The organism is Pseudomonas sp. LBUM1658 (genome assembly GCF_059716055.1).
The window spans coordinates 6,692,402-6,718,826 of sequence record NZ_CP166798.1 but is presented as its reverse complement, the minus strand read 5'-3'; the positions used below and the strand labels follow the sequence as shown (position 1 = coordinate 6,718,826).

Genomic DNA, 26,425 nt, shown 5'->3' with positions numbered 1-26,425 from the left:
GCAGGCATTGACGGGGCTCGCTCGAGCAGTCTGGCGCAGGTTCGAGGGGCTATTTCTTTTGTCGGTTTAATGATCTGGAACAGTTTGGTCCGGGCAGTTGCTTGTGTATGCTCGGTCGACGTTTCGGGCTCACCATTATAAGAATACTGCCTATGACATTCAGCACTAGCCTGACGGGCCCCTCTGTGGAGCCACGGGTTATACGCAAACATTACGCAATGGAAATGGCGGTCGAACGCACGCGACTGCTTTACCAGGGCTCGCTACTGCCCACGTTATTCATGTTACTCAATGGTCTGGTCTGCGCCTGGTTGCTCTGGAGCCCGCAGCGCTCTTTCCTGGTCAGTATTTGGCTGGTCTGGCTGCTGACACTGGTCGCAATGCGCGTGATCCAAGTCGCTGCGTTCGATTCGGCGATACCGGATCGCCAGGCGCAGCCGATCTGGCAGCGAATGTTCTTGCTTGGCTCGGCGGTGAGTGGCTTGACCCTGGCCGGCGCCGGCATTGCCCTGGTACCGACCGACAGTTTCCTGCAACAGGCCTGGGTCTTCGGCCTGATCGGTGCGGCGACGCTGTCGGCCAGTGTCGCCTATGCCGTCAGTCTGCCGGCATTCCTGTCCTTTACGTTGCCCTGTCTGTTACCGGCGATCGGCTATTTGTTCTGGGGCGGCGACGAACAGCAGCAAGGCTGGGGCTGGCTGGGACTGATTCTGCTGGGTTCCTTGAGCGTTGTTGCCTGGCAGGTCAATCGATTGATTCAACGCGGTTTGCTCAGGCGCTTCCAGAACCAGGCGTTGATCGAGCATTTGCAGCAGGCCCAAAGACGCAGCGAACAGCTCAACCAGGAACTCGCCCGGGAAATCGAGCAACGGCGCAGTGCCGAAGAGCAATTGCGTGAAGCTCAGGTTGGGCTGGAAAGCCGCGTGGCGCAGCGCAGCCGGGAGCTGGACGTGGCGAACCAGGCCTTGAGCAAAAGCGAAGCGCGTCTGGGCATGGCGTTAAAGGCCAGTGAGCTGGGGTTGTGGGACTGGAATCTGCAAACCGACGAGGTCCATCACACGCAACTCAAGGAGCTGTTCGGCCTGGAGCCTGAAGACGTAACGGCGATGCTCAGCCATCTCAAGCCGCGGTTGCATCCGCAGGACCTGCTGGCGCTCAAGCGCGCCCTGGTCGAGCACCTGAAAGGTCGTACCGAGGATTACCAGATCGAGTACCGAGTGCGCCATTGCGATGGCCACTGGGTGTGGATCGAGGACCGTGGGCGGGCCGTGGAGCGTAGCGAGAGCGGTCGGGTGATCCGTATGGTCGGCACTCGGCGTGACATCAGCAGCAGCAAGGAGTTGGAAGAGCAGCGTCGGCTGGCGGCCACGGTGTTCGAGGCAGCCAGTGAAGGCATTGTTATTTTCAATCCGAATTACGAATTGATCGCAGTCAATCAGGCATTCAGTCGGGTGACCGGTTACCAGATCGACGACATGCTCGGGCGCAACGTCGTCGACTTACCGTGCAGCCGGGATGCACGTCGACATTATTCGGTGATCCACCAGGCACTGGAGCAGCACGGCAGTTGGCAGGGTGAGCTGGTCGAGGCGCGCAAGAACGGCGAGCTTTATCCGCAATGGCTACAACTCAACGCGGTGCGCGATGTGCGGGGGCATGTGAGCCATATTGTCGGTTTCTTCGCCGATCTATCGGCCAGACGCGAATCCGAAGAGCGCATGCGTTACCTGACCCATTACGATGAACTCACCGGGCTGGCCAATCGCTCACTGTTCCGCGAACGGCTGCACGAGGCCCATCAACGGGTGCGCCAGGGCAGCCGTAGCCTGGCGTTGCTGCACATCAATCTGGACCGCTTCAAGTTGCTCAATGACAGCCTCGGGCATGAAGTCGCTGACCAACTGTTGCAGAAAATGTCGCGCCGGCTGGTCAATGCGCTACCGGAGGCCGACACCATCGCGCGTTTATCCGGCGATGAGTTTGCGGTGCTGTTCGACACCTACGGCAACCTGTCCAGCCTGGCGCGGGTAGCAACCCGACTGGCAACCAAGCTGCGTTTGCCATTGACGGTGGATGGGTATGAGTTGGTAGTCAGTGCATCGATGGGCATCAGCATGTTGCCGGACAACGCGCGGGAAATTTCGGCATTGCTCAGCCAGGCGAATATCGCCATGCAACATGCCAAACACCTGGGCGGCAACAACTTCCAGTTCTATACCGAGAGCCTGCAAGCCAGCACCCTGGAGCGCCTGCAGCTGGAAAACCAGCTGCGCAAGGCCATCGAAGAGCGGCAGTTGAAAGTGTTCTACCAACCCAAACTCTGTCTGGCCACCGGCCGTTTGAATGCCGCCGAGGCCCTGGTGCGCTGGGATCATCCGACCATGGGCCGGGTGCCGCCAGGCGACTTTATCGGCCTGGCCGAGGAAACCGGTCTGATCGGACCGATCGGCGAGTTCGTGCTGCGCCAGGCCTGCTGGCAAGCCTGCGAATGGCAACGCCAGGGGCTGGAACCGATCCGGGTATCGGTCAATCTGTCGGTGCATCAATTGCGTCAGGGCAAACTGGTCAGTCTGGTCCGCCAGGTGCTGGAGGAAACCGGGCTCGAGCCGCACTACCTCGAACTGGAGCTGACCGAGAGCCAGCTGCTGGACAGCGTCGAGCACATCATCGCGACCTTCCAGCAACTGCGTAATCTGGGAGTAAAACTGGCCATCGACGACTTCGGCACCGGGTATTCGTCGTTGAGTTACCTCAAGCGCATTCCGGTGGACTACGTAAAAATTGATCAAACCTTTATCCGTGGCCTGGCCGAAGGTAGCGCGGATGCGGCGATCACTCGGGCGGTCATCGCCATGGCTCATGGGTTGTCGCTCAAGGTGGTGGCTGAAGGGGTCGAGCGTCAGGAGCAGCTGGAATTTCTCAAGGCTGAGGGCTGTGATGAAGTGCAGGGGTATCTGATCAGCCGTCCGGTGGAGGCGGTCAAGCTTGCAAGCTTGTTAAGGGGCGAGTGCCCAGAGTAAGTTGTCGACACCCAGGAAAATTCCTGCCAGGTAATATGATGGCTGGCAGGAAAGCATTACGGGTGTTTTTTGTCTTAGTGGGTAATCAATACTTCTTGAATGTGATGCAATAATTTTCCTTCGAGGAAAATACTGACGCCGCTGACATTTGAGTTGCCTGGGTTCTTATAGGTGACAGCTTTTTCCGTCAAAACTTGTATTGTAATATCGCCAGAATCTTTAAGTTCCAGGTCAAGTCTCAGGTCGAAAGACTTGTCCTGCATTCGGCTCACCACCAATGTCGGTATAATCCCGGGGTGCGCCACTGTCACGGTTCCGTAGACCCGGAAGAAGAGGTCCCCTGGCATACGGTTGATTTGCGCGACCCAATCACTGTTTTTAATGCTCATAGTTGATAATTCCTTATTTAAAATTGAATGCTTCCTGCACGATCATTATTAGCGTGAAATATTTTTTTGTGGGGCGGTATATCTATTCAGTTTGTAAGTTTGTTCGCCATGTCGGGAGTAAGTTGAATGTTTTATTATTTGTTTATAGGGTGTTGGCGTTTTTTAAGGCTGATGTGCTGATGATTGCTGTTTCTGGCAGCGATAAAGGACTAACGAGCTTCAAAGGTCTTGAAAGTGAGGCCGGGGCTTTGCTGGGGTCAACGTGCGAAAATGGCTACATTGCGTGTGCACGGCCCAATCCTTGGGCCAAACGCTGGCATTGAGTTACGTATTTGGCGGGCAAAAAGCCGATTCATGTAGTATAACTACAAGCGCGCTACATCCCTGGCATCTGCCAATAACAACGAGTCCAGCCCTTTGAATCTGTTGCAGCACATCGCCCAGTCACGCCATTTGTTACGCAAGTCGGAGCTCAAGGTTGCCGATCATGTGCTGCTTGATCCTGCGGCTGTGATGCATAGTTCCATGGCCGATCTTGCCCACAATGTGGGTATCAGCGAACCGACCATCGTGCGCTTCTGCCGCGCCATCGGTTGTTCGGGTTTTCAGGACTTGAAGCTCAAGCTGGCGCAAAGCCTGGCGGCCGGCGCGAGCTTTGGACAGTTTGCGATCCATGAAGACGATTCGGTGGCCGACTACAGCCTGAAAATCTTCGACACCACCCTGCACACGTTGATGGAAGTGCGCGAGAATCTCGATCCGGTGGCCTTGCAGCGCGCAGTCACCGCCATGTCCCAGGCCCAGCGCGTCGAGTTCTACGGCTTTGGTGCGTCTGGCGCGGTGGCGGCGGATGCCCAGCACAAATTCTTTCGCTTGCTGCTGACTGCGGCGGCCTATTCCGACCCGCACATGCAGGCGATGTCGGCGGTCACGCTCAAGCCTACCGACGTGGCGATTTGTATTTCCCAGTCCGGGCGCTCCAAGGACCTGCTGATCACCGCCAATCTGGTCCGCGAAAGTGGCGCGACGCTGATCACTCTGTGCCCGAGCCAGACACCATTGGCTGAGTTGTCGACCGTCAACCTGGCGATTGACGTGCATGAAGACACCGAAATCTACACGCCGCTGACCTCGCGAATCGCCCACCTGGTGGTGATCGACGTGTTGGCCATGGGCGTGGCCATGGCCCGTGGTCCGAGCCTGGTCAATCACCTCAAGAGCGTCAAACGCAGCCTGCGTAGCTTGCGTTTGTCACCCAAGTCGGTCAAAGCGCTGGACGATTGATAAGAGCAAAAGATCGCAGCCTTCGGCAGCTCCTACGCCAACCTCTTACATACATACCATTGCGCGTGTATGCAAATCCCGTAGGAGCTGCCGCAGGCTGCGATCTTTTAGCCATCCCGCAGACCCCTCAAAACTCTCGCCACACGGCAACATTCACATCCCTGTAACCCCTGCGCCGCCAAACCGTCATCCCCGACGTCCATCGTGTAACTCCCGTAATCGTCTTGGGAGACTCGAAATGGCCCAGTCCTACGATCCACGCAATAGCGCCGTCAGAACCCGTCGTCAGCAAGAAGACCAGCGCCGTATGGAATTTCGCCGCGCGATCGAGCACCGTTGCGAGCAGCGTCAGTTGCTCGCCGAGATTGGCGACTTGTCCGACTCGGTGGAACTCAATTACTGGCAGGCGACACCGGCAGCTTCCCGTCGAAACGCTCAGCCAGCCCGCTGATCTGTACCCGTTCGCTGCGGATAAATCCCAGGAACGCATGCGCCACCGGTGACAGGCGCTTGGCTTTGGCCTGCACCAAGCACCAGCTGCGGTACAGCGGCAGCTCTTCCACGGGCAACTCCTTGAGCGTGCCGGTGGCCAACTCCAGGTTCAGAGCGTGGCGCGTCAGTAGCGCCACGCCCAGACCCGCCACCACGCATTCGCGCTGGGCCTCCGCCGAAGCGACCTCCAGGGTTTGCGAGAAATGCACGCGCTTTTCCTTGAAATACTCCTCACACGCGAGTCGCGTGCCTGAGCCTTGCTCACGCAACAGCAGGGTATAAGGCTCCAGATCCTGCAGGCGCAGCGGCCCCATATGGCACAGCGGATGGTCAGGCGGCGCCACGGCGATGATCGGGTTGTTGAGGAATGGCAGAAACTCCAGGCCCATGTCCTGCGGGACCATGGACATGATCACCAGGTCGTCACGATTGTCCGACAGGCGTCGAATGGCCTGGGCCCGGTTGATCACCATCAGGTGTAGATTGACCTCCGGATGCAGACGCTTGAAGGCGGCGAACAGGTGCGGTACGAAGTATTTGGCGCTGGATTCCACTGCCAGCTTCAGTTGCCCCTGCAACGAGCCCTGCATGTCCGACAACTGCATGTCGAGGTTTGCCAGGCGCCCGAAAATGTCCCGGCTGGCCCGTTGCAAGGCTTCGGCGGCTTCGGTCATGTAGAGTTTTTTGCCGACATAATCGAACAAAGGCTGACCAATAAGCTCTTCCAGCTGGCGAATTTGTAGGCTGACGGCCGGCTGCGTGAGAGACATTTCCTCGGCTGCACGGCTGTAGGAGCGTAAATCGCAGACCTCGTTGAAAATCTGCAGCTGGCGCAATGTCATACGCATCAAGGACTTACGCATTTTTTAAGACTCTCGCCGCGGGCTGATCAATCAACTATAAGTCTTTACTTATGGCCAACCCAATTATTATTGATTTTTGTTAATCCCTTCAGAGGACTAGTGTGGGTGTTGCGACTGACTTGAAACATTTGGTCACTCGTCGACCCGGTCTAGCGGGTCGTTGGTGCAATCGGCTCAAGGGAACCTCCAAGTGATAAAAAAGATCCTGATCGCCAACCGTGGGGAAATTGCCGTACGAATCGTACGTGCCTGCGCCGAGATGGGTATTCGCTCGGTCGCGGTCTATTCTGACGCCGATCGCCATGCCTTGCATGTGAAGCGCGCAGATGAGGCTCACAGTCTCGGTGCCGACCCTCTGGCCGGCTACCTGAACCCGCGCAAGCTGGTGAACCTGGCAGTGGAAACCGGTTGTGATGCACTGCATCCCGGTTATGGTTTCCTGTCGGAGAACGCCGAGCTGGCAGATATCTGCGCCGAACGCGGGATCAAGTTCATTGGGCCCTCGGCAGAAGTCATTCGCCGCATGGGTGACAAGACCGAAGCCCGTCGCAGCATGATCAAGGCCGGTGTGCCGGTGACCCCGGGCACCGAAGGCAACGTCGCGGACATCGCCGAAGCCCTGGTTGAAGGCGACCGCATCGGTTACCCGGTGATGCTCAAGGCCACTTCCGGTGGTGGCGGCCGCGGTATTCGCCGCTGCAACAGCCGTGAAGAACTGGAACAAGCCTTCCCTCGGGTGATTTCCGAAGCGACCAAAGCCTTTGGTTCGGCGGAAGTATTCCTGGAAAAATGCATCGTCAATCCCAAGCATATCGAAGCGCAGATCCTCGGCGACAGTTTTGGCAACGTGGTGCACCTGTTCGAGCGTGACTGCTCGATCCAGCGCCGCAACCAGAAGCTCATCGAAATCGCCCCGAGCCCGCAACTGACCCCGGAACAGCGCGCCTATATCGGCGACCTGTCGGTGCGTGCAGCCAAGGCCGTGGGTTACGAGAACGCCGGTACCGTGGAGTTCCTGCTCGCCGAGGGCGAGGTGTACTTCATGGAGATGAACACCCGGGTGCAGGTGGAACACACCATCACCGAAGAAATCACCGGCATCGACATCGTTCGCGAGCAGATCCGCATCGCCTCCGGTCTGCCGCTTTCGGTCAAGCAGGAAGACATTCAGCACCGCGGTTTCGCGCTGCAATTCCGGATCAACGCCGAAGACCCGAAAAACAACTTCCTGCCGAGCTTCGGCAAGATCACTCGTTACTACGCGCCCGGCGGCCCCGGCGTTCGTACCGACACGGCGATCTACACCGGCTACACCATTCCGCCGTACTACGATTCGATGTGCCTGAAACTGGTGGTGTGGGCGCTGACCTGGGAAGAAGCGATGGACCGTGGCTTGCGCGCCCTGGACGACATGCGTCTGCAAGGGGTCAAGACCACCGCCGCCTATTACCAGGAAATCCTGCGTAACCCGGAATTCCGTAGTGGTCAGTTCAACACCAGTTTCGTTGAAAGCCATCCGGAACTGACCAACTACTCGATCAAGCGCAAACCCGAAGAGCTGGCCCTGGCCATCGCCGCCGCCATTGCCGCCCACGCAGGCCTGTGAGGAATACAACAATGTCCAAGATCCATGTAACTGACACCATCCTGCGTGACGCCCACCAATCGCTGCTGGCGACCCGCATGCGCACCGACGACATGCTGCCGATCTGCGACAAGCTCGACAAAGTCGGCTACTGGTCGCTGGAAGTCTGGGGCGGCGCGACTTTCGATGCCTGCGTACGCTTCCTCAAGGAAGACCCGTGGGAGCGTCTGCGCAAACTGCGCGCCGCTTTGCCTAACACCCGTCTGCAAATGCTCTTGCGCGGGCAGAATTTGCTGGGCTACCGCCATTACAGCGACGACGTGGTCCGGGCTTTTGTTGCCAAGGCCGCGGTCAACGGTATCGACGTGTTCCGCATCTTCGATGCGATGAACGACGTGCGTAACCTGCGGGTGGCCATCGAAGCGGTGAAAGCCGCCGGCAAACACGCCCAGGGCACCATCGCTTACACCACCAGCCCGGTGCATACCATCGAGGCGTTCGTGGCCCAGGCCAAGCAAATGGAAGCCATGGGTTGCGACTCGGTGGCGATCAAGGACATGGCCGGTCTGCTGACCCCGTACGCCACTGGCGAGCTGGTCAAGGCACTGAAAAGCGAACAATCGCTGCCAGTGTTCATCCACTCCCATGACACCGCTGGACTGGCCTCGATGTGCCAGCTCAAGGCGATCGAGAACGGTGCCGACCATATCGACACGACGATCTCCAGCTTCGCCTGGGGCACTAGCCACCCGGGCACCGAGTCGATGGTCGCCGCGCTTAAAGGCAGCGAATACGACACCGGTCTGAGTCTGGAGCTGTTGCAGGAAATCGGCCTGTATTTCTACGCCGTGCGTAAGAAATATCACCAGTTCGAAAGCGAGTTCACCGCGGTCGATACCCGTGTGCAAGTCAACCAGGTACCGGGCGGGATGATTTCCAACTTGGCCAACCAGTTGAAAGAGCAGGGTGCACTGAACCGCATGGCCGAAGTGCTGGCGGAGATCCCGCGGGTCCGTAAAGACCTTGGCTACCCGCCGCTGGTCACCCCGACCTCGCAGATCGTCGGCACTCAGGCGTTCTTCAACGTGCTGGCCGGCGAGCGCTACAAGACCATCACCAACGAAGTGAAGCTCTACCTGCAAGGCGGTTATGGCAAGGCGCCGGGCCAGGTCGACGAGAAACTGCGTCGCCAGGCCATCGGCAGCGAAGACGTGATCGACGTGCGTCCGGCCGATCTGCTCAAGCCGGAAATGACCAAACTGCGTAACGACATCGGCGCGCTGGCCAAGTCCGAAGAGGACGTGCTGACTTATGCCATGTTCCCGGACATCGGCCGCAAGTTCCTCGAAGAGCGCGAAGCCGGCACCCTGACTCCGGAAGTGCTGTTGCCGATTCCAGAAGCCGGCGGCGCGACCGCGGCTGGTGGCGAAGGCGTACCGACCGAGTTCGTTATCGACGTCCACGGCGAAACCTACCGCGTCGACATCACCGGCGTTGGCGTCAAGGCTGAAGGCAAGCGTCACTTCTACCTGTCCATCGACGGCATGCCGGAAGAAGTGGTGTTCGAGCCGCTCAACGAATTCGTCAGCGGCGGTAGCAGCAAGCGCAAGCAAGCCACGGCACCGGGCCACGTCAGCACCAACATGCCGGGCAACATCGTCGATGTGCTGGTCAAGGAAGGCGACACCGTGAAAGCCGGCCAGTCCGTGCTGATCACCGAAGCGATGAAGATGGAAACAGAAGTTCAATCGGCCATCGCCGGCAAAGTCACCGCCATCCATGTGGCCAAGGGCGACCGGGTCAACCCGGGCGAAGTCCTGATCGAGATCGAAGGCTGATTTACAGCCTTTGACTGAAACGCTTTAAACCTCGGGGGAGCATGTGCTCCCCTTTTTTTCGCCTGGCTGAAACACCTGCCGGGCTGCCCAAATACCCTGTGGGAGCCGGACTTGCCCGCGAAGAACGATGACGCGGTCTGTCAGACAGGGGAAGGGAATCAGACGCTGAAATCACTGAATGCCGTGTTCCGGCCGTTCGGTTTGCAGATGGGGGTGGTGAGAATTCGCAGGAACATCAGCTGAGCGTGAGAACACTCAAATCCCGGGTCTTGCGCTCAATTGTGGCGAGGGAGCTTGCTCCCGCTCGGCTGCGCAGCAGTCGTAAATCCAGCCGATGCGTTCTCCCTGTCGCAATGCGGTGCCCGGCTTTTAGGGCCGCTGCGCGCCCCAGCGGGGGCAAGCTCCCTAGCCACAGGTGCGATGCTCGTCTCAAAATCCTTGACTTGACCGGCATTGGAGCTTGCCCGCGTTGGCGGCTTGTCAGGCGACGATAAACCGATGGTTTATCCGCGGCATTCCACCAGCGTTTTGACTTGGCCAGATCCGGCCTGATTCTCCTCGCTCAACCACTTTTCAAACCCCGCACCAATTGCCGGCCACTCCGAATCCAGAATCGAGTACCACGCCGTGTCACGGTTCTGACCCTTGACCACCATGTGCTGGCGGAACACCCCTTCAAAACTGAAGCCCAGGCGCTCAGCCGCGTATTTGGAACGGGCGTTGTCGTTGTTGCACTTCCATTCCAGGCGACGATAACCCAGGGCAAAAGACTCTTTGGCCAGCAGGTAAACCGCCTCGGTGCTTTTCGGCGAGCGTTGCATCGGCGCGCCGAAGGTGACGTGGCCGATTTCGATCCGGCCCTGGGCTGGCACGATCGACATCAGGCTGAGAATCCCCTGGACCTCGCCGCTGGCAGGGTCGATCACGCTGAAGAAATACGGGTCGCTATTGGCCGCGTGGTTGTTCAGCCAGTCATCGAACACAGCGCGCTCGGCGAACGGGCCATAAGGCAGATAGTCCCAGAGTTTCGGGTCGGCATTGGGCCCTTCAAGGGCTTGCCACAGGCTCTCGCCGTGACGTGCCGGGTCGAGTTTTTCCAGGCGGATGAATCGCCCTTCGATGAGTTTGACCGAGGGCGCCGGGACGCCTTTCCAATTGGCGAGTGAAGTCGACATGCTGTTCTCCTTGAACCTTAAAGAAGGCCTTTGCGAAACTGGATGAAGCCGGGGCGTTCGGCGATGCGCTCGTAGAGCTGGATGGCCGTGGCGTTGCTCTCATGGGTCAACCAATGGACCTTGGCGCAGCCGTCGTTGCGGGCGGTGTCGTAGACGAATTCGATCAGCTGCCGACCAACGCCGGTGCCGCGCATTTGCGGGACTACCAGCAGGTCTTGCAGGTAGCAGGAGTTCTCGATGCTCCAGTTGGAGCGGTGGTAGATGAAATGCACCATGCCCACGGCTTTTTCACCGTCCCAGGCCAGGGCCGCGTGGGTCGGTTCACTCGGGTCGAGAAAACGCTGCCAGGTGCTTTGGGTGATAGCGTCGGCCAGTTCGGTGTTGTAAAACCGCAGGTAGGCTTGCCACAACGGTAGCCAGGCGGCGTGGTCTTCGGCGGTGACTCGGCGGATTTCAATCTGGCTCATGGTCATTCCTTAACGCATCAAGTGGGCGAGGGCCTGGTCGTGCAGGTCGGGGCTGGCGGCCAACCCTTCGCGCACGCCGGTGATATCTGCGGTACTGCGGTTCTGGCTGAGCTTGCGTTTGCCTTCCAGGCGCTGGATTGGCAAGGCGAAGCCGACGATAGCCTTGAGCATACCGTCGATGTAGTGGGCGGGCGCGTCGTCGATCTTCCACGGCTGTGCGCGGCCGGCTTCATGGCGATCCGTCAGGGCGCTGACCAGGTCGCGCAAGCGCTGCGCATCGCTGAACACTTCGGCGCTGCCATAGGCATGCACGGCAAGGAAATTCCAGGTCGGCACGACTTTGCCGTGCTCGGCTTTGCTCGGATAGAACGACGGGCTGACGTAGGCGTCGGCACCGGCAAAAATCACCAGCGCTTCGGCGCCCGTCTCCAGTTCCCGCCACTGCGGATTGGCCCTGGCCAGGTGCCCGTAGAGGGTGCCATTGGGGCCTTGCTCGGGGCTTAGCAGCAACGGCAGGTGGCTGGCTTGCAGGCCTTGCTCGCTGTAGGTGACCAGCGTCGCCAAGCGAGTGTTGAGGATCTGCTGGTGCAGATGTGGCAGGTCTTGTTCGGCAAATGCGCTGGGTATGTACATGAGAATTTTCCTTGGCGAATGCCTGTATCCTAGGCAGGCTATTGGTCTGTTGTAAGAGCCATTAATGACCAATTTCACAGGTCCATTGCTAAAGGTCCATTGCGATGAGCAACCCGTTGCTGTCCTTGTCGTTCAACCCTGCGGGGATCGAGCTGGATCGTCGCCAGGGCTTGAGCCGTCAGCTGTATCAGGCGCTGCGGATGCGGGTGCTCGACGGGCGTCTGGCCAGCGGCACGCGTTTGCCGGCCAGCCGGGATCTGGCAGTGGCTTTGTCTATCTCTCGTAACAGCGTAGTTCGTGCCTACGATCAGCTGTACGCCGAAGGGTTTATTGAAGGCCGCGTGGGAGATGGCACTTATGTGGCGCAACTGCCTGAAACTGCGCTACCCGCGAAAAAACTATCCACAAAAGTATCCACAGGGTTTTCAACAGGTTTACCCACAGGGTTATCCACAAATTCGATCGATTTACCTGTCATTACATCCAGTAAAGTTATCCACGGCGGTGCACTCGATCGGGTGGAAAGGCATCATTTGCCCAAGCCACCCAGTGGTCCACCAAGGGCTTTTCGGGTCGGTGTACCGGCTTTTGATCTGTTCCCGTTCGAGGTCTGGGCCAAGCTGAATGCGGCTTTCTGGCGCAAGCCCGACCTGCAGCAACTGTGCTACGGCGCACCTGAGGGTGACGAGCGTTTGCGTGGGTTGATAGCGGCCTATTTGCGCAGCTCGCGAGGCATGCAGTGCAGTGCTGAACAAATAGTGATCACCAGTGGCGCGCAACAGGGAATTAGCCTTTGTGCACAGCTGCTGGTGGAGCCTGGCGATGGGGTGGCTGTGGAAAACCCTGGCTACCGTGCTGCCGGCCATGCCTTTGCCGTGGCGGGGGCAAAGTTGCGCGGCGTGACGGTGGACAGCGAGGGCATGGACTGCGCTGAACTGGAGACCTTCAGTGATTGCCGACTGGCCTATGTCACGCCGTCTCACCAGTACCCGACCGGGGTGATCATGAGTCTGGCCCGGCGCTTGGAATTGCTGGCCTGGGCCGAGCGCACCCAAGGCTGGATCGTCGAGGATGACTACGACGGCGAATACCGTTACAGCGGTGCACCGCTGGCACCCTTGGCCGCGCTGGATCGGCAGGGGCGAGTGTTGTATGTCGGGACCTTCGGCAAGGTTGCATTCCCGGCGCTGAGGCTCGGCTATCTGGTCTTGCCCATGGCGCTGGTGGAAGCCTTCTCCCAGCGGCGGGCAGTGGATGTTCGGCACTCGGAAGTCAGCACCCAAGTGGTCATGGCCGACTTCATTGCGGCCGGGCATTTTCAGCGGCATATCCGCCGCATGCGGCGGGCGGCGCTGAGTCGGCGGAACACCCTTATGGCCGGCTGGCCTGTGGATATCCCCGGAGTTGGCAGTTTGCCCAGTGTGGCGGCCGGGCTGCACCTGACGGTGCGGGTGGACAGCCTGGCTCGCGAACGCGAACTGCTCGAACAAGCTGCGAGTGTCGATGTGGAAATCAATGGATTGAGCAGTTACTGGCTGCCGGACTCTAGCGTTGCCGAAAATGAGCGTGCGGGCCTGGTCCTGGGATTCGCAGCGGTGCCGGAGGCGGCAATCGAGGCCGCCTTGGAACGGTTGCGCAAGGTTTGGTCCGGATGATGGATAAAAGGCGGGCGGCGTAACCAGGCGGCGAGGTTTCTCGTCACGGCGGAGCGAGGGCTTTGGTTGTGTTCATTACTCGCGGACTATTCTTTTATCACGAGGTTACAATCAAACCATTCTTCAGAATTGACGGTGTATGTCGAAGGGCATAAATATTTAGGTGGCCACTGATGAAGTGCTCATATCAACTAAAAGTGTCGGCCAGGTTGTCGGCTCTACATTGCCCATCAAGGAATATATAGATGAAACATTCACACGCAAAGTGCCTGAAAGCAGCGATCGAGGCGACCAAGTGTCAAGGCGCACAGCAGGCAGCGGGAGACTACTTTACTGCACTGATTGATGGCGTTTCCTTCACCGCGCAGGACATTCGCGGTTTTATAAGTTTTGGTGTAAGGATGGTGGTGGGGGTCATTTATGAGGGGAATAACCGTCGATATATATCAGTGGCCGCTGATGATGATCTTGGTGCTGGCGAATATGATGTCAGTCTCGATGGGAAAGTTACCATTGGTTATATAATTGAGAACGCAGGAGAGCCGTCTCAGGAATATCCCGCGGAACACGGCAAGGCGGGCATTGGTTGTGCCACCCATCGCGAGTTCTCTGGTTCGTTCAATGTGAAGCTGGTTGAAGGGTTACCTTACAAAAAAATAACTGAAGCCACTTTCAAGGTAAGCACCTTGCATCGATTGTCCTGACCTTAGACAACAAACCTCCTGTCAGTAACGACAGGAGGCTCTTAGGGTTTTACGTCCCCGATTTGATCTTGGTCCACGCCCGTGTCCGTGCCCGTTCTGCATCCCGTGGCAAGGGTTGCAAGGTGTAGAGCGTGCTCATCGCCGCTTCGGTCGGGTACAGGTTGGGGTTGTTGCGGATTGCCGGGTCGACCATCTCGGTGGCGTCCTTGTTCGGGTTCGGGTAGCCGACGAAGTCGCTGACCGGCGCGATCACCTGAGGTTGCAGCAGGTAGTTCATGAAGGTGTAGGCATCCTCCGGGTTCTTGGCACCTTTGGGGATTGCCAGCATGTCGAACCAGATCGGCGCGCCTTCCTTGGGCAGGCGCATGTCGACGATCACCCCGTTCTTGGCTTCCTTGGCGCGGTTGGCAGCCTGGGAGAAGCTGCCGGAGTAACCGACCGCGACGCAAATATCTCCGTTGGCGATATCGGCCATGTACTTGGAAGAGTGGAAGTAGGTGATGTACGGACGGATCTTCATCAGCAACGCTTCCGCCTTGGCGTAGTCCGCAGGCTTTTTGCTGTTGGGGTCCAGGCCGAGATATTGCAGAGCCAGTGGCAGAATTTCCGACGGCGAGTCGAGCAGGGCGACGCCGCACTGCTTGAGTTTGCTGATGTTCTCTTCCTTGAAGATCAAGTCCCAGCTGTCCACCGGCGCGTTGTCGCCCAGCGCGGCCTTGACCTTGTCCGGGTTGAAGCCGATCAGGATGGTTCCATACATGTACGGCACGGCGAATTTGTTGCCTGGATCGTTGGTTTCGAGCAGTTTCATCAGCTTGGGGTCGAGGTGGTTCCAGTTTGGCAGTTTGCTGCGGTCCAAAGGCTGGAACACGCCGGCTTCGATCTGCTTGGCCAGGAACACGTTGGACGGCACAACGACGTCATAGCCGGAGTTGCCGGTCAGCAGCTTGGCCTCAAGGGCTTCGTTGGTATCGAAGATGTCGTAGACCAGTTTCACCTGGGTGCTCTGAGCCTTGAAATCTTCCAGAGCCTTGGGGGTGATGTAGTCGAACCAGTTGTAGACCCGCAACGTGCGCTCTTCAGCCTGTACCGCGCCGGTGAGCAGGGGGGCGCACAGCGCTGTAGCGATAAAACTCTTGAGACTGTTCATTGTGCCGATTCCTCATTGGCGCTCTGGAAACCTTCGAGAACGTTCACCGCGTTGATGCCGATTTCCTCTACCGCGTAACCGCCTTCCATGACGAACAGTGTTGGCTTGCCCAGGCGCGCAATGCGCTCGCCCATGCTCAGGTAATCCGGGCTGTCGAGTTTGAACTGGGAGATTGGATCGTCCTTGAAGGTGTCGACGCCGAGGGAAACCACCACGACATCGGCGCCGTAGCCTTCAATCTCCTTGCAGGCCAGTTCCAGTGCGGCGCTCCAGGTGTCCCAGCCTGAGCCTGCGGCCAGAGGGTAGTTGAAGTTGAAACCCTCGCCAGCGCCTTCGCCGCGCTCGTCTTCGTAACCAAGGAAGAACGGAAATTCAGCTTCCGGGTGGCCGTGAATCGAGGCGAACAGCACGTCGCTACGCGCGTAGAAAATCGATTGGGTGCCGTTGCCGTGGTGATAGTCGACGTCGAGAATCGCGACCTTTTTATGGCCTTGATCGAGGAATGCCTGGGCGGCGATGGCGGCGTTGTTCAGGTAGCAATAACCGCCCATCAAATCACTGGCGGCGTGATGTCCCGGTGGTCGACACAGAAGCAAAGGCACTGCGAGCGCCTCGTTGGATGACAGCCTGGGCGGTGAGTGCAACTTGCGCTGCGCTATAGGCCGCTTGCCAGGTACCGGCGGTGATCGGTGCGCCGCCGTCGAAGCTGTAGTAGCCGAGCTGGCCATGGAGACTTTTCGGCATGACCGAGCGCAGGGTGCGGGCCGGCCAGGTGTAGGGCAGTAAGTCGCCCTCGCGACCGAACTCGGTCCAACGCTGCCAGGCGCCCTTGAAGAATTCCAGATACTCGCGGCTGTGTATCCGCGCGATCGGGTCGAGTCCAAAATCCTGTGGTGCCTCTACCGGACCTAGGTCGCGGAATTGAACCCGTTGTAGAACGTGATCGGCACGTGAAGGCATTTCGAAGCAGGGCATCAGTTGCCCATCCATCAATTCGCAGCGGCCGTGGTGCAGATGGTGGTCGTCCGAGTAAATCGTCAGCATTTCTTATTCTCCGCAGGCTGATTCGGTTGCTCACAGTCTTGCGGCGGGCGGCGTTTCGGGGAACGGCTGGAAAGGCCAAAAGGGGATCGATATGGCCAAAAAGTTTGACCGAAATTCGCCCCTTATTGGCGCGATTGATGCCCCCACACGGGGCGCGGTTTTGTTAGCGATTCCTTTGGTGTTCTTGAGGGCGCTATCGCGAGCAAGCTCGCTCCCACATTCGATCTTCAGCAGTTTGCGTATTTGTGTACGACGCAAAACCACTGTGGGAGCGAGCTTGCTCGCGATAACGGTATTCCAGACAAAGCATCACTCAAGGCCTGAACTGGCTAGGCGCCACACCGCTCCAGCGCACGAAGGCATGGCGGAAACTCGCGGTTTCGCTGAAGCCCAGGGCTTCGGCGATCTGGTAAATCGGTAGCTGATCCTCGCAAAGCATTTGCTTGGCCCGTTCGAAACGCAGTTCGTCGAGCAATTCCTGATAGCTGCAGCCGAGGTCCTTGAGGTGCCGCCGCAGGGTGCGCGACGAACAATTCATTTGCTCGGCCAGACCCTCAAGCCCGGGTGCGGCGTTGAGTTGCGCGGTGAGCAGCTGGCGTATTCGCCCGAGCCAGGCCTGACGCCCGGTGAACTCGGTATTCTGTTTGCGGCAGCGCTCAGCCATGGCCTGGTGGGTAATGGTGTCGGCCAGCGGCAACGGTCGATCGAGCCAGCGTTTGTCGAAGGCGAAGGCATTGGCCGCGGCGCCGAACTGCAAGGGGCAGTCAAAGTGCTCGGTGTAGCGGGGCTGGTAGTCCGGCGCGGAATATTCGAAGCGGGCGCCGAGTAATGGCAGTGGGTGACCCAGCAGGTCGTCACAGATGACTTTCATCGAGACCAGGCAGAATTCGATGTTGAACACCGCCAGCGCCGGGTTTTCCCGATAGTCGCCGGCCATGAGCCAGATGCACTCGCCATCCTCCTCCAGGCTCAGCTCGAAAAGTGTTCCCAACAGCGCCGGATAGCGCAGCGCCAGACGCAAAGCGTCACCTAAGGTGGCACTGGTGAGCAGGGCATAACCGAGTATGCCGTAGGAGGAAACATGCATGCGCCTGCCCAATTCCAGGCCGATGTCACGCTTGAGGGCGACTGCATTGGCGCAGACCTGCATTTCCTGGTTGGTGGTGATGCGCGTGTCCGCCCGGCTCAGATCCGCCGCGCTGATACCGCTTCCGGCCAACAGTGCTTCGTTGGAAAGGCCTTCGGCCTTGAAGGTGCTGAGGATTAGGGAGACTGCGTTGAGAGTGGTGAGGTGCGAGTGGAGCATGCTCGGTTCCAGCGTTGGGGTTGCTGGAAAGGAGCAAGTTGTGTGCCGCAGAAGCTGTTGGGTGGACCGCAATCTCTGTGGGAGCGGGCTTGCCCGCGAAGCAAACACCGCGTTTTTTCAAATTCACTGCGTTATCGTTCTTCGCGGGCAAGCCACGCTCCCACAGGTATTGCACCGCCCTTGTAGCAGCGTTGAGTCAGCTCAACTCACCACACAAATCCAGCTCAACCAACCGCCGAATCTCAGCCGTTTCCAGCCCGGCACCGATCAACGCATGCAACTTGCCGAATGCCGCCTCGCGAGTCATGCCGCCACCGGACAACACACCAGTGTCGCGCAAACGGCTGCCGGCTTCGTAGATGTCCAGCACCACCCCGCCTTCATGGCACTGAGTGATTGCTACGACCACTATGCCGTTGTCCCGCGCCCGTTGCAGGCTGGCAAGGAACTCGGGGTTGTTGCTTGGCCCTGTGCCGCTGCCGAAGCACTCGAGCACCAATCCCTGAATACCACTATTGAACAGAGCATCCAGTTGTTCGGCACCAACGCCAGGAAACAACGGCAATACACCAACCTGGGCCAGTTGCTTGCTCTGATGGTATTCCAGCTGAACGGGAACTGACGGCGCCTTGGCCACGCCACCGTTACGCTTCAATCTGGCAAACGGATGACGACCAGAGCTGCGAATTTTCGCACAGCGGGTCGGCACTAATAGTTCGCCGTGGAAGTACAAATGCACGCCTGGTGCCAGGCCTTGACCCAGCGCGACCAACGCGCCGCTGAGGTTTTCCCAGGCATCGCTATCGAGTACGCCGGCCGGCAGCATCGAGCCGGTAAACACCACTCGCGCATGCAGACCAAGCAGCTGGAAGCTCATGGCCGCGGCGCTGTAAGCGAGGGTGTCGGTGCCGTGGAGGATCAGCACACTATCGCAGCCCTGGACGTCGACGGCGTCGATGACTGCTTCACGCAAGCGCTGCCAATAGGCGGGGGTCATGTTGGCGCTGTCGATCAGCGGGGCCATTTCGCAGAAACGCCAGTCCGGTACCACCAGCTCTGGCTGGCTGTGCAGGTAGTCGCGCATCCGCGCTTCGAAACCGGACGCCGGGGCCAAGCCGTGGGCACTGGCTTGCATGCCGATGGTGCCGCCGGTGTAGAGCACCATGACGTGTTGCGCTGCGGGATAGTTTTCGGGGTTCATGTGGGAATCTCCTGGACGAGTACACCGTACGGTCGAGCATGACGCTGACCGCGCGGTGTGTCACGTCGGGCGCAACGGATTGCGCCCGGTTTTGGCGATCAGCGTTGCGCTGCGCTCACGACTGCAGGTGTGGCCTCGGTTTGAGTGATTGCTGCTGGCGGATTGGCGGGCCAGGCTTTCAGGTCGAGATCCAGGTCCGGGAACTTGCTGGAATCGAACACCGGTGTCTTGATGCCCGCCGCGCGCTGGTCGTCGTAGTCACGCAGAATGCGCATGCCGACCTTGAACAGCAGGAACAGCGCGATCAGGTTGACGAAGGCCAGCAGGGTCATGGTGATGTCGGCGAAGGCGAACACCGTGCCGAGGTTTTCGATGGCGCCCCAGAAGATCAATACCAGCACCAGCGCACGGTAACCGATCAGCGCCTTACGGTTGTCGCCGATCAAAAAGCGCAGATTGCTCTCGCCCAGGTAGTAGTTGTAGAGGATCGAGGTGAATACGAACAACGCCAGCGCGACGCTGATGAACATCCGGCCCCAGTCACCGACTACCGCCGCCAGGGAGTTCTGGGTCAGGGCAATGCCGTCGCCTTCGAAACCCGGGGTGTAGAAGCCCGAGAGGAGGATCAGCAACGCGGTGCAGGTGCAGATCACGAAGGTGTCGAGGAACACGCTGAATGCCTGAACCACGCCTTGTGCCACCGGGTGCTCGACCGAGGCCACGGCGGCAACGTTGGGCGCACTGCCCAGGCCGGCTTCGTTGGCGAACACGCCGCGTTTCACGCCCATGACGATGGCGCTGCCGATCAGCCCGCCGAAAGCCTGGTCCAGACCGAACGCGCTTTTGACGATGGTCATCAGCATCAAAGGTACATGGTCGAACTGAAGCACGATCACATAGATGGTCACGCCGATGTACACCAGGGTTTTCACCGGCACCAGCAGGTCAGCAACCTTGGCGATCCGCTTGATGCCACCGATGAACACCAGGCCCAGCAGTACCGCCAGGGCCAGGCCGGTGTAGGTGGTGTCGAGGCCGAAAGCGTTGTTCAGCGAGTGGGTCACAGCGTGGGATTGCAGACCGTTGAAGGCGAAGCCGAAGGTCACCAGCAGCAACACCGCCATGACCATGCCCAGCCAGCGTTTACCCAGGCCATGCTGGATGTAATAGGACGGGCCGCCACGGTACTGACCTTCGGAGTCGCAGCGCTTGTAGAGCTGGCCCAGGGAGCATTCGAAGAAGCTGCTGGACATGCCGACCAGCGCGGTCACCCACATCCAGAACACCGCACCGGGGCCACCCAGGGTCACGGCAATGCCGACACCCGCAATGTTGCCCGCACCCACCCGGCCGGCGAGGCTGAGCATCAGTGCCTGGAATGAGCTGAGCTGGCCGGCGCTGCTGCGCAGGCTATCGCCGAATACCGAAAACATGTGGAAAAAATGACGCAATTGTACGAAACGCGAGCGGATCGTGAAGTAGCTACCGAGCCCGACAATGAGCACGATCAGTACTTTTCCTGAGAGGAAGTCGTTGATGACTTCGAGCATGGAGTATTCCTCGCTGTTTTTTATGTAGGCAAATGCTGGCTGGTTCGAAACATCGTCTTACACCGGTCTGCGCACGGCAAAACAGGTGGGGCGAAGGTTCGTCCCGATTCCATATCGCGGGTTGTTGTTAGTTCGGGTTTCGCATGGGTTTGGGCCTCGTTACCGACGACCGCTCACGCGAAGAGGGGCGGCACTATACCTATGAGAGTGCCGTCCGTCTGCACGGGTTTGGTGCGAGCGATGTAACGAAGATCAAAAGATCGCAGCCTTCGGCAGCTCCTACGGGTGTACGTCAATCCCTGTAGGAGCTGCCGAAGGCTGCGATCTTGGAGGCATTGGACACACACAACATGTTGGGGAAATCCGTAAGAGGGTTAAAAAAAAAGGGCCTGGGGAGTAAATCCCCAAGCCCTCAAAAGGTGAGAGGTGTCTAGTCCCTCGACCTGGTGAGCGTGGCTCTTCGTTGAAAGAGCCGGCGTTCGGTTAAGCCTTCAAAGGCACCAGACGCGGAGCAATCATGTTTTCCGGGCGCAGGATGTCGGCGAGCATGGCATCGTCGAGCAAGCCTTCTTCGCGCACCAGTTCCAGCACGCCGCGACCGCTTTCAAGGGCGATACGAGCGATGCGGGTGGCGTTTTCATAGCCGATGTACGGGTTCAGCGCGGTGACCAGGCCGATCGAATGCTCGACCAGTTCGCGGCAACGTTCCTCGTTGGCGGTGATGCCGACGATGCAATGCTCGCGCAGCATGTCCATGGCCCGTTGCAGCAGGCGGATCGAGTCGAAGATCTTGAAGGCGATCAAAGGCTCCATCACGTTCAGTTGCAGCTGGCCGCCTTCGGCCGCGATGGTCAGCGCCAGGTCGTTGCCGATGATCTGGAATGCCACCTGGTTCACCGCTTCGGGGATAACCGGGTTGACCTTGCCGGGCATGATCGAGCTGCCTGGCTGACGCGCCGGCAGGTTGATTTCGTTGATGCCGGTGCGCGGACCGCTGGACAGCAGGCGCAGGTCGTTGCAGATCTTCGACAGCTTGACCGCGGTACGCTTGAGCATGCCGGAGAACAGTACGAAGGCGCCCATGTCGGACGTGGCTTCGATCAGGTCGGCGGCCGGTACCAGCGGTTGACCGCTGATGATTGCCAGACGCGATACGGCCAGGTGTTGGTAGCGCGGGTCGGCGTTGATGCCGGTGCCGATCGCGGTGCCGCCCAGGTTCACTTCGGTCAGCAACTCGGGAGCGAGGGTTTTCAGACGCGCGAGGTCTTCGCTCAAGGTCGTGGCGAAGGCGCGGAATTCTTGGCCCAGGGTCATCGGCACGGCGTCTTGCAGTTGGGTACGGCCCATCTTCAGGACGTGGCTGAACTCGGTGCCCTTGGCAGCGAAGGCCTGGATCAGGCTGTCGAGACTGGCGAGCAGGGCGTCGTGACCGAGCAGCAAGCCCAGGCGGATAGCCGTCGGGTAAGCGTCGTTGGTCGACTGCGCCATGTTCACGTCGTTGTTCGGGTGCAGGTACTGGTACTCGCCCTTGCTGTGGCCCATGGCCTCCAGCGCGATGTTGGCGATGACTTCATTGGCATTCATGTTGGTTGAAGTGCCAGCGCCGCCCTGAATCATGTCCACCACGAACTCTTCGTGGAAATCGCCGCGGATCAGACGGGCACAGGCTTCGCTGATGGCAGCGTGCTTGGCTTCGCTCAGATGACCCAGCTCGCGGTTGGCGTCAGCGGCGGCCTGTTTGACCATTGCCAGGCCGACAACCAACTTCGGGTAATGCGAAATCGGAACGCCGGAGAGACGGAAGTTGTTCACCGCTCGCAGGGTCTGGATGCCGTAATACGCTTGAGCAGGTACTTCGAGTACGCCAAGCAGGTCTTTTTCTGTGCGGAAAGATGCAGCGGAGGACATGATAGAAATCATCTCGATATGGACCCGGGCTATGCCGGAACACTGTCAATGCTAGGCTTGCGGGCAATTTAGGGCCAATGCTGTTAAACACTGGCCTATGCATAAACGGCATAATGTCGATGTGACGCCGCTTGGGCGTCGAGCGTATGACCTAAAATGGTGCGTGTTCGGGAGGACGTGATGAATCTGGAAAGCAAATGGCTCGAGGACTTTAGTGCTCTGGCCGCCACCCGCAGCTTCTCCCAGGCTGCCGAGCGACGTTTCGTCACCCAGCCGGCGTTCAGTCGGCGGATTCGCAGCCTTGAGGCCGCGCTGGGCCTGACTCTGGTCAACCGTTCGCGCACGCCGATCGAGCTGACGGCGGCGGGACAACTGTTTCTGGTGACCGCACGCACCGTGGTCGAGCAACTCGGCGAGGTGCTGCGGCATTTGCATCACCTGGAAGGCGGGCAGGGCGAAGTGATGCAGGTCGCCGCCGCGCACTCCCTGGCGCTGGGATTCTTCCCGCGCTGGATCGCGCAACTGCGCAATGAAGGCCTGAACATCGCCACGCGGCTGGTCGCGACCAACGTCGGCGATGCCGTGCACGCGCTGCGTGAAGGCGGCTGCGATCTGATGCTGGCCTTCTACGACCCCGATGCGGCCATGCAGATGGACCCGGAAATCTTTCCTTCGCTGCACCTTGGGCATACCGAAATGCTCCCGGTTTGTGCCGCCGACGCGGACGGCAAGCCGTTGTTCGATCTGGAAGGCGAAGCCAGTGTGCCGCTGCTGGCTTACAGCGCCGGCGCCTTTCTTGGGCGTTCGGTGAACTTGCTGCTGCGTCAGCGCGCCCTGCGGTTTACCACTGTTTATGAAACCGCCATGGCCGATAGCCTGAAAAGCATGGCGTTGGAGGGGCTGGGCATCGCTTGGGTCCCGCAACTGAGCGTGCGCGCCGAACTTGCCCGCGGCGAGCTGGTGGTCTGTGGCGGCCCGCAGTGGCATGTGCCGTTGGAGATTCGTCTGTATCGTTGCGCTCTGGTGCGCAAGGCGAACGTGCGGTTGCTCTGGCGCAAGCTGGAGGGTGGGGCGGCGCAGGGTACGTGAATTGCGGTGCAACCAAGATCAAAAGATCGCAGCCTGCGGCAGCTCCTACAAAATTTGCGTTCACATGCAATCGTGCGGCTGCTCTGGCTCGGCGTAGGAGCTGCCGCAGGCTGCGATCTTTTGATCTTGGCTGCTGACCTGAAAGTCAATAAACCCACTACTTTGCGTCGTATGACAGATGGTCGTAGAAGGGGCTGTTTATCTGCGTCATTACGGTATACTGCGCGGCCTTTGGCCGGTTCGACCGGCCTGAATTCGTACAACAAGCCACGCCGGTTCTCCCGCGTGGCTTGTTGTTTTTTGACGCGCCTGCGGGCGCCCAGAGAGAAGAGGCACGACGATGAGTGCACTGGTTGGCGTGATCATGGGCTCAAAGTCCGATTGGTCCACCCTTAGCCACACCGCCGATATGCTGGAAAAGCTCGGCATCCCTTACGAGGTGAAGGTGGTTTCCGCCCACCGCACTCCGGACCTGCTGTTCCAGTACGCCGAAGAGGCCGAGGAACGCGGCATCGAAGTGATCATCGCTGGCGCCGGCGGCGCGGCCCACTTGCCAGGCATGTGTGCGGCCAAGACCCACCTGCCGGTACTCGGCGTACCGGTGCAATCGTCGATGCTTTCCGGCGTCGATTCGCTGCTGTCCATCGTGCAGATGCCAGCGGGCATTCCGGTGGCGACCCTGGCGATTGGCAAGGCCGGCGCAATCAATGCTGCGTTGTTGTCCGCGAGCATCCTTGGCGCCAAGCACCCGCAATTCCATACGGTGCTGAAAAAATTCCGCGCTGAGCAGACAGACAGCGTCCTGGAAAATCCAGACCCACGCATCGCCTGAGGTTGTTGACGATGAAGATCGGTGTAATCGGTGGCGGCCAGTTGGGTCGCATGTTGGCTCTGGCGGGCACACCGCTGGGGATGAACTTCGCTTTTCTCGACCCTGCGCCGGATGCTTGCGCAGCGGCGTTGGGCGAACACCTGCGGGCCGATTACGGCGATCAGGATCACTTGCGTCAGTTGGCCGACGAAGTCGATCTGGTGACCTTCGAGTTCGAAAGCGTCCCGGCTGAAACCGTGGCGTTCCTGTCGCAGTTCGTGCCGGTCTACCCGAGCGCCGAGGCCCTGCGCATCGCCCGCGATCGCTGGTTCGAGAAGAGCATGTTCAAGGACCTGGGGATTCCTACTCCTGCGTTCGCCGACATTCAATCGCAAGCCGATCTGGATGCCGCCGTTGCTTCCATCGGCCTTCCTGCCGTGCTGAAAACCCGCACCCTGGGTTACGACGGCAAGGGTCAGAAAGTTCTGCGCACTCCGGCCGATGTGGTTGGCACCTTCGCCGAACTGGGCAGCGTTGCCTGTCTGCTGGAAGGCTTCGTGCCATTCACCGGGGAAGTTTCGCTGATCGCCGTACGGGCTCGCGATGGCGAAACCAGGTTCTATCCGCTGGTTCACAACACTCACGACAGCGGCATCCTCAAGCTGTCCGTGGCCAGCACCGAGCATCCGCTGCAAGCCCTGGCCGAAGACTATTCGAGCCGTGTGCTCAAGCAGCTGGAATACGTCGGCGTGATGGCGTTCGAATTCTTCGAAGTCGACGGTGGCCTCAAGGCCAACGAAATCGCCCCGCGGGTTCACAACTCCGGTCACTGGACCACCGAAGGCGCCGAATGCAGCCAGTTCGAAAACCACTTGCGGGCGGTTGCTGGTCTGCCGCTGGGCTCGACGGCCAAGGTCGGCGAGAGCGCGATGATCAACTTTATCGGCAAGGTGCCGGAGACCGAGAAGGTCCTGGCCATCGCCGACTGCCATCTGCACCACTATGGCAAAGCGTTCAAGGTCGGTCGCAAGGTCGGTCACGCCAACCTGCGCTGCGCCGACAAAACCACCCTTGAGCAACAGATTCTCAAGGTCGAAGCGCTGATCGCCGAGTAACAATCTCCATGGCAGGCGGGAACCTTCGTTCCTCGCCGTTCTCTGATGGCAGGATGCCAAAGTCTGTCTAGGCTTTGGCATAGCCAATTCATACAGAGGGAAATGTCATGGGCATTATCGGAACCATCTTTATCGGCTTGATCGTTGGTCTGCTGGCACGTTTCCTGAAACCCGGCGATGACAGCATGGGTTGGATCATGACCATTCTGCTCGGAATCGGCGGTTCGCTGGCGGCGACCTATGGCGGCCAGGCATTGGGCATCTATCAGGCGGGCCAGGGTGCGGGCTTCATCGGTGCATTGGTGGGCGCCGTGGTCTTGCTGGTGGTCTACGGCCTGCTCAGAAAGAACTGATCAGCGACAAAGCCCTCTCTGCGCCGCACGCTGAGAAGGGTGCCCTGTCTCGAAAATGGCTGTTCCGCATTTCCGAGACAGGGCACTAGAATACTCGGCGTTCCACCGTCTCCTCCTTGCCGAGTACCATCATGCGCCGTCTTCTATTGACTCTCCTCTTGCTGGGCAGTGGCCTGGCCCATGCTGCTGAACTGCCGGAAACCGACTGGCTCGACCTGATGCCCAAGTCGGACCAGAAAGCCCTCGAGAAAATGCCGGAAATCGATCATGACTCGCCTGAGGCCAACGGGACATTTACCGAAAAGGGTGGCTTGAAGCAGAGCAAAGGTCTGCCCGCGGTGATGTATTCGAGCAAAACCGTGCCGGCGATGAACGACAAGCACATTCGTATTGGTGGCTACCCGGTGCCGCTGGAGACCGATACCAAGGGCCGCAGCACCCTGTTCTTCCTGGTGCCTTACCCGGGCGCCTGCATCCACGTACCGCCGCCACCGCCCAATCAACTGGTGTTGGTGCGTTATCCGCAGGGGTTGAAGCTGGACGATATCTATACGCCGCTGTGGGTGACCGGCACGCTGAAGGTGGAGACGGTCAACAACGATCTGGCTGATGCGGCTTATGCGCTGGATGCGGCGAAGGTGAGGGTGGTGCAGGAGGCGGATTTGTAAGACGTAAGTTCGCCTGGCGCAGAACCTGTGGCGAGGGGGCTTGCCCCCGCTCGGGCGCGGAGCGGCCGTAAAGCCGATAGCTGAGGTGTGTCAGACAGAATACCGTTGCAGGCTTTGGGACTGCT

Annotated in this window: 23 protein-coding genes and 2 pseudogenes; 14 read left to right on the top strand and 11 right to left on the bottom strand. The window is 59.3% G+C overall.

What is annotated here, in order from left to right:
* Window positions 1-152: 152 nt before the first annotated feature.
* Window positions 153-3,020 carry a putative bifunctional diguanylate cyclase/phosphodiesterase gene (locus tag ACA064_RS31070; RefSeq protein ID WP_497671499.1) on the top strand — a complete coding sequence of 956 codons (2,868 nt, stop codon included), beginning with the start codon at window positions 153-155 and terminating at the stop codon, window positions 3,018-3,020.
* Window positions 3,021-3,094: 74 nt separating this feature from the next.
* Here the strand turns inward: ACA064_RS31070 and ACA064_RS31065 are convergent, their stop codons facing one another.
* A complete protein-coding gene (locus ACA064_RS31065) occupies window positions 3,095-3,409 on the bottom strand; it encodes a hypothetical protein (RefSeq protein ID WP_497671498.1) in 315 nt (104 codons plus the stop codon).
* Window positions 3,410-3,462: 53 nt separating this feature from the next.
* Between ACA064_RS31065 and ACA064_RS31060 the strand changes: the two genes are divergently transcribed.
* The 3 genes from ACA064_RS31060 to ACA064_RS31050 all read left to right on the top strand — a co-directional run bounded on the left by ACA064_RS31060 (window position 3,463) and on the right by ACA064_RS31050 (window position 5,144).
* The gene (locus ACA064_RS31060; protein ID WP_497671497.1) at window positions 3,463-3,732 is read left to right on the top strand and encodes a hypothetical protein; all 270 of its coding nucleotides are present in this window, start codon (window positions 3,463-3,465) and stop codon (window positions 3,730-3,732) included.
* A gap of 94 nt (window positions 3,733-3,826) precedes the next feature.
* Complete coding sequence (hexR, locus tag ACA064_RS31055) at window positions 3,827-4,693, top strand: transcriptional regulator HexR (RefSeq protein WP_497671496.1); 867 nt, start codon at window positions 3,827-3,829, stop codon at window positions 4,691-4,693.
* Window positions 4,694-4,931: 238 nt separating this feature from the next.
* Entirely contained in the window at window positions 4,932-5,144 is a 213-nt protein-coding gene (locus ACA064_RS31050) for a PA3496 family putative envelope integrity protein (RefSeq protein ID WP_497671495.1), read from the top strand.
* Here ACA064_RS31050 and ACA064_RS31045 read toward each other — a convergent pair.
* Window positions 5,086-6,048 (bottom strand): LysR family transcriptional regulator, encoded by a 963-nt coding sequence (locus ACA064_RS31045; protein ID WP_497671494.1) that lies wholly within the window; start codon window positions 6,046-6,048, stop codon window positions 5,086-5,088. The genes ACA064_RS31050 and ACA064_RS31045 overlap by 59 nt on opposite strands.
* Window positions 6,049-6,238: 190 nt before the next feature.
* Between ACA064_RS31045 and ACA064_RS31040 the strand changes: the two genes are divergently transcribed.
* From ACA064_RS31040 to ACA064_RS31030, 3 genes and pseudogenes are all read left to right on the top strand, one after another.
* On the top strand, window positions 6,239-7,654 hold the full coding sequence (locus tag ACA064_RS31040; protein WP_497671493.1) for an acetyl-CoA carboxylase biotin carboxylase subunit: 1,416 nt from the start codon (window positions 6,239-6,241) through the stop codon (window positions 7,652-7,654).
* Between the two features lie 11 nt (window positions 7,655-7,665).
* The gene (gene oadA / locus ACA064_RS31035; protein ID WP_497671492.1) at window positions 7,666-9,471 is read left to right on the top strand and encodes a sodium-extruding oxaloacetate decarboxylase subunit alpha; all 1,806 of its coding nucleotides are present in this window, start codon (window positions 7,666-7,668) and stop codon (window positions 9,469-9,471) included.
* 147 nt (window positions 9,472-9,618) lie between these two features.
* Window positions 9,619-9,714, top strand: a pseudogene (locus tag ACA064_RS31030) (DNA-binding protein); the annotation flags it as partial.
* 260 nt (window positions 9,715-9,974) lie between these two features.
* On the opposite strand, the gene ACA064_RS31025 reads toward ACA064_RS31030, so the two are convergent.
* Genes ACA064_RS31025 through ACA064_RS31015 form a run of 3 tightly spaced genes read right to left on the bottom strand, consistent with a single transcriptional unit; the run spans window position 9,975 to window position 11,746 of the window.
* Window positions 9,975-10,646: a GNAT family N-acetyltransferase gene (locus ACA064_RS31025; protein WP_497671491.1), complete on the bottom strand. Its 672-nt coding sequence runs from the start codon at window positions 10,644-10,646 to the stop codon at window positions 9,975-9,977.
* A gap of 17 nt (window positions 10,647-10,663) precedes the next feature.
* Entirely contained in the window at window positions 10,664-11,113 is a 450-nt protein-coding gene (locus ACA064_RS31020) for a GNAT family N-acetyltransferase (protein WP_497671490.1), read from the bottom strand.
* Window positions 11,114-11,122: 9 nt separating this feature from the next.
* The gene (locus ACA064_RS31015) at window positions 11,123-11,746 is read right to left on the bottom strand and encodes an FMN-binding negative transcriptional regulator (RefSeq protein ID WP_497671489.1); all 624 of its coding nucleotides are present in this window, start codon (window positions 11,744-11,746) and stop codon (window positions 11,123-11,125) included.
* Between the two features lie 104 nt (window positions 11,747-11,850).
* Between ACA064_RS31015 and pdxR the strand changes: the two genes are divergently transcribed.
* Window positions 11,851-13,401 (top strand): MocR-like pyridoxine biosynthesis transcription factor PdxR, encoded by a 1,551-nt coding sequence (pdxR, locus tag ACA064_RS31010; RefSeq protein WP_497671488.1) that lies wholly within the window; start codon window positions 11,851-11,853, stop codon window positions 13,399-13,401.
* Window positions 13,402-13,646: 245 nt separating this feature from the next.
* A complete protein-coding gene (locus ACA064_RS31005; RefSeq protein WP_497671487.1) occupies window positions 13,647-14,105 on the top strand; it encodes a hypothetical protein in 459 nt (152 codons plus the stop codon).
* A 49-nt stretch (window positions 14,106-14,154) separates the two neighbouring features.
* Here the strand turns inward: ACA064_RS31005 and ACA064_RS31000 are convergent, their stop codons facing one another.
* The 6 genes and pseudogenes from ACA064_RS31000 to ACA064_RS30975 all read right to left on the bottom strand — a co-directional run bounded on the left by ACA064_RS31000 (window position 14,155) and on the right by ACA064_RS30975 (window position 22,264).
* Window positions 14,155-15,255, bottom strand: coding sequence for a polyamine ABC transporter substrate-binding protein (locus ACA064_RS31000; protein WP_497671486.1), 1,101 nt, complete (start codon window positions 15,253-15,255; stop codon window positions 14,155-14,157).
* Window positions 15,252-16,299, bottom strand: a pseudogene (locus ACA064_RS30995) (histone deacetylase family protein). The gene ACA064_RS31000 and the pseudogene ACA064_RS30995 overlap by 4 nt, the downstream one beginning before the upstream one ends.
* A gap of 313 nt (window positions 16,300-16,612) precedes the next feature.
* Window positions 16,613-17,605, bottom strand: coding sequence for an AraC family transcriptional regulator (locus ACA064_RS30990; RefSeq protein WP_497671485.1), 993 nt, complete (start codon window positions 17,603-17,605; stop codon window positions 16,613-16,615).
* Window positions 17,606-17,801: 196 nt separating this feature from the next.
* Window positions 17,802-18,806 (bottom strand): asparaginase, encoded by a 1,005-nt coding sequence (locus ACA064_RS30985; protein ID WP_497671484.1) that lies wholly within the window; start codon window positions 18,804-18,806, stop codon window positions 17,802-17,804.
* A gap of 98 nt (window positions 18,807-18,904) precedes the next feature.
* Entirely contained in the window at window positions 18,905-20,356 is a 1,452-nt protein-coding gene (locus tag ACA064_RS30980) for an alanine/glycine:cation symporter family protein (protein ID WP_497671483.1), read from the bottom strand.
* 483 nt (window positions 20,357-20,839) lie between these two features.
* Window positions 20,840-22,264 carry an aspartate ammonia-lyase gene (locus tag ACA064_RS30975; RefSeq protein WP_489358409.1) on the bottom strand — a complete coding sequence of 475 codons (1,425 nt, stop codon included), beginning with the start codon at window positions 22,262-22,264 and terminating at the stop codon, window positions 20,840-20,842.
* Window positions 22,265-22,444: 180 nt separating this feature from the next.
* On the opposite strand from ACA064_RS30975, the gene ACA064_RS30970 reads away from it, so the two are divergent.
* From ACA064_RS30970 to ACA064_RS30950, 5 genes are all read left to right on the top strand, one after another.
* The gene (locus ACA064_RS30970; RefSeq protein WP_497671482.1) at window positions 22,445-23,353 is read left to right on the top strand and encodes a LysR substrate-binding domain-containing protein; all 909 of its coding nucleotides are present in this window, start codon (window positions 22,445-22,447) and stop codon (window positions 23,351-23,353) included.
* Window positions 23,354-23,693: 340 nt separating this feature from the next.
* Window positions 23,694-24,185: a 5-(carboxyamino)imidazole ribonucleotide mutase gene (gene purE / locus ACA064_RS30965; RefSeq protein ID WP_150640799.1), complete on the top strand. Its 492-nt coding sequence runs from the start codon at window positions 23,694-23,696 to the stop codon at window positions 24,183-24,185.
* Window positions 24,186-24,196: 11 nt separating this feature from the next.
* Window positions 24,197-25,279 carry a 5-(carboxyamino)imidazole ribonucleotide synthase gene (locus ACA064_RS30960; RefSeq protein WP_497671481.1) on the top strand — a complete coding sequence of 361 codons (1,083 nt, stop codon included), beginning with the start codon at window positions 24,197-24,199 and terminating at the stop codon, window positions 25,277-25,279.
* Window positions 25,280-25,386: 107 nt separating this feature from the next.
* Window positions 25,387-25,632, top strand: coding sequence for a GlsB/YeaQ/YmgE family stress response membrane protein (locus ACA064_RS30955; RefSeq protein ID WP_497671480.1), 246 nt, complete (start codon window positions 25,387-25,389; stop codon window positions 25,630-25,632).
* Between the two features lie 131 nt (window positions 25,633-25,763).
* Window positions 25,764-26,300, top strand: coding sequence for a DUF3299 domain-containing protein (locus ACA064_RS30950; RefSeq protein ID WP_497671479.1), 537 nt, complete (start codon window positions 25,764-25,766; stop codon window positions 26,298-26,300).
* The last annotated feature ends 125 nt before the right edge of the window (window positions 26,301-26,425 follow it).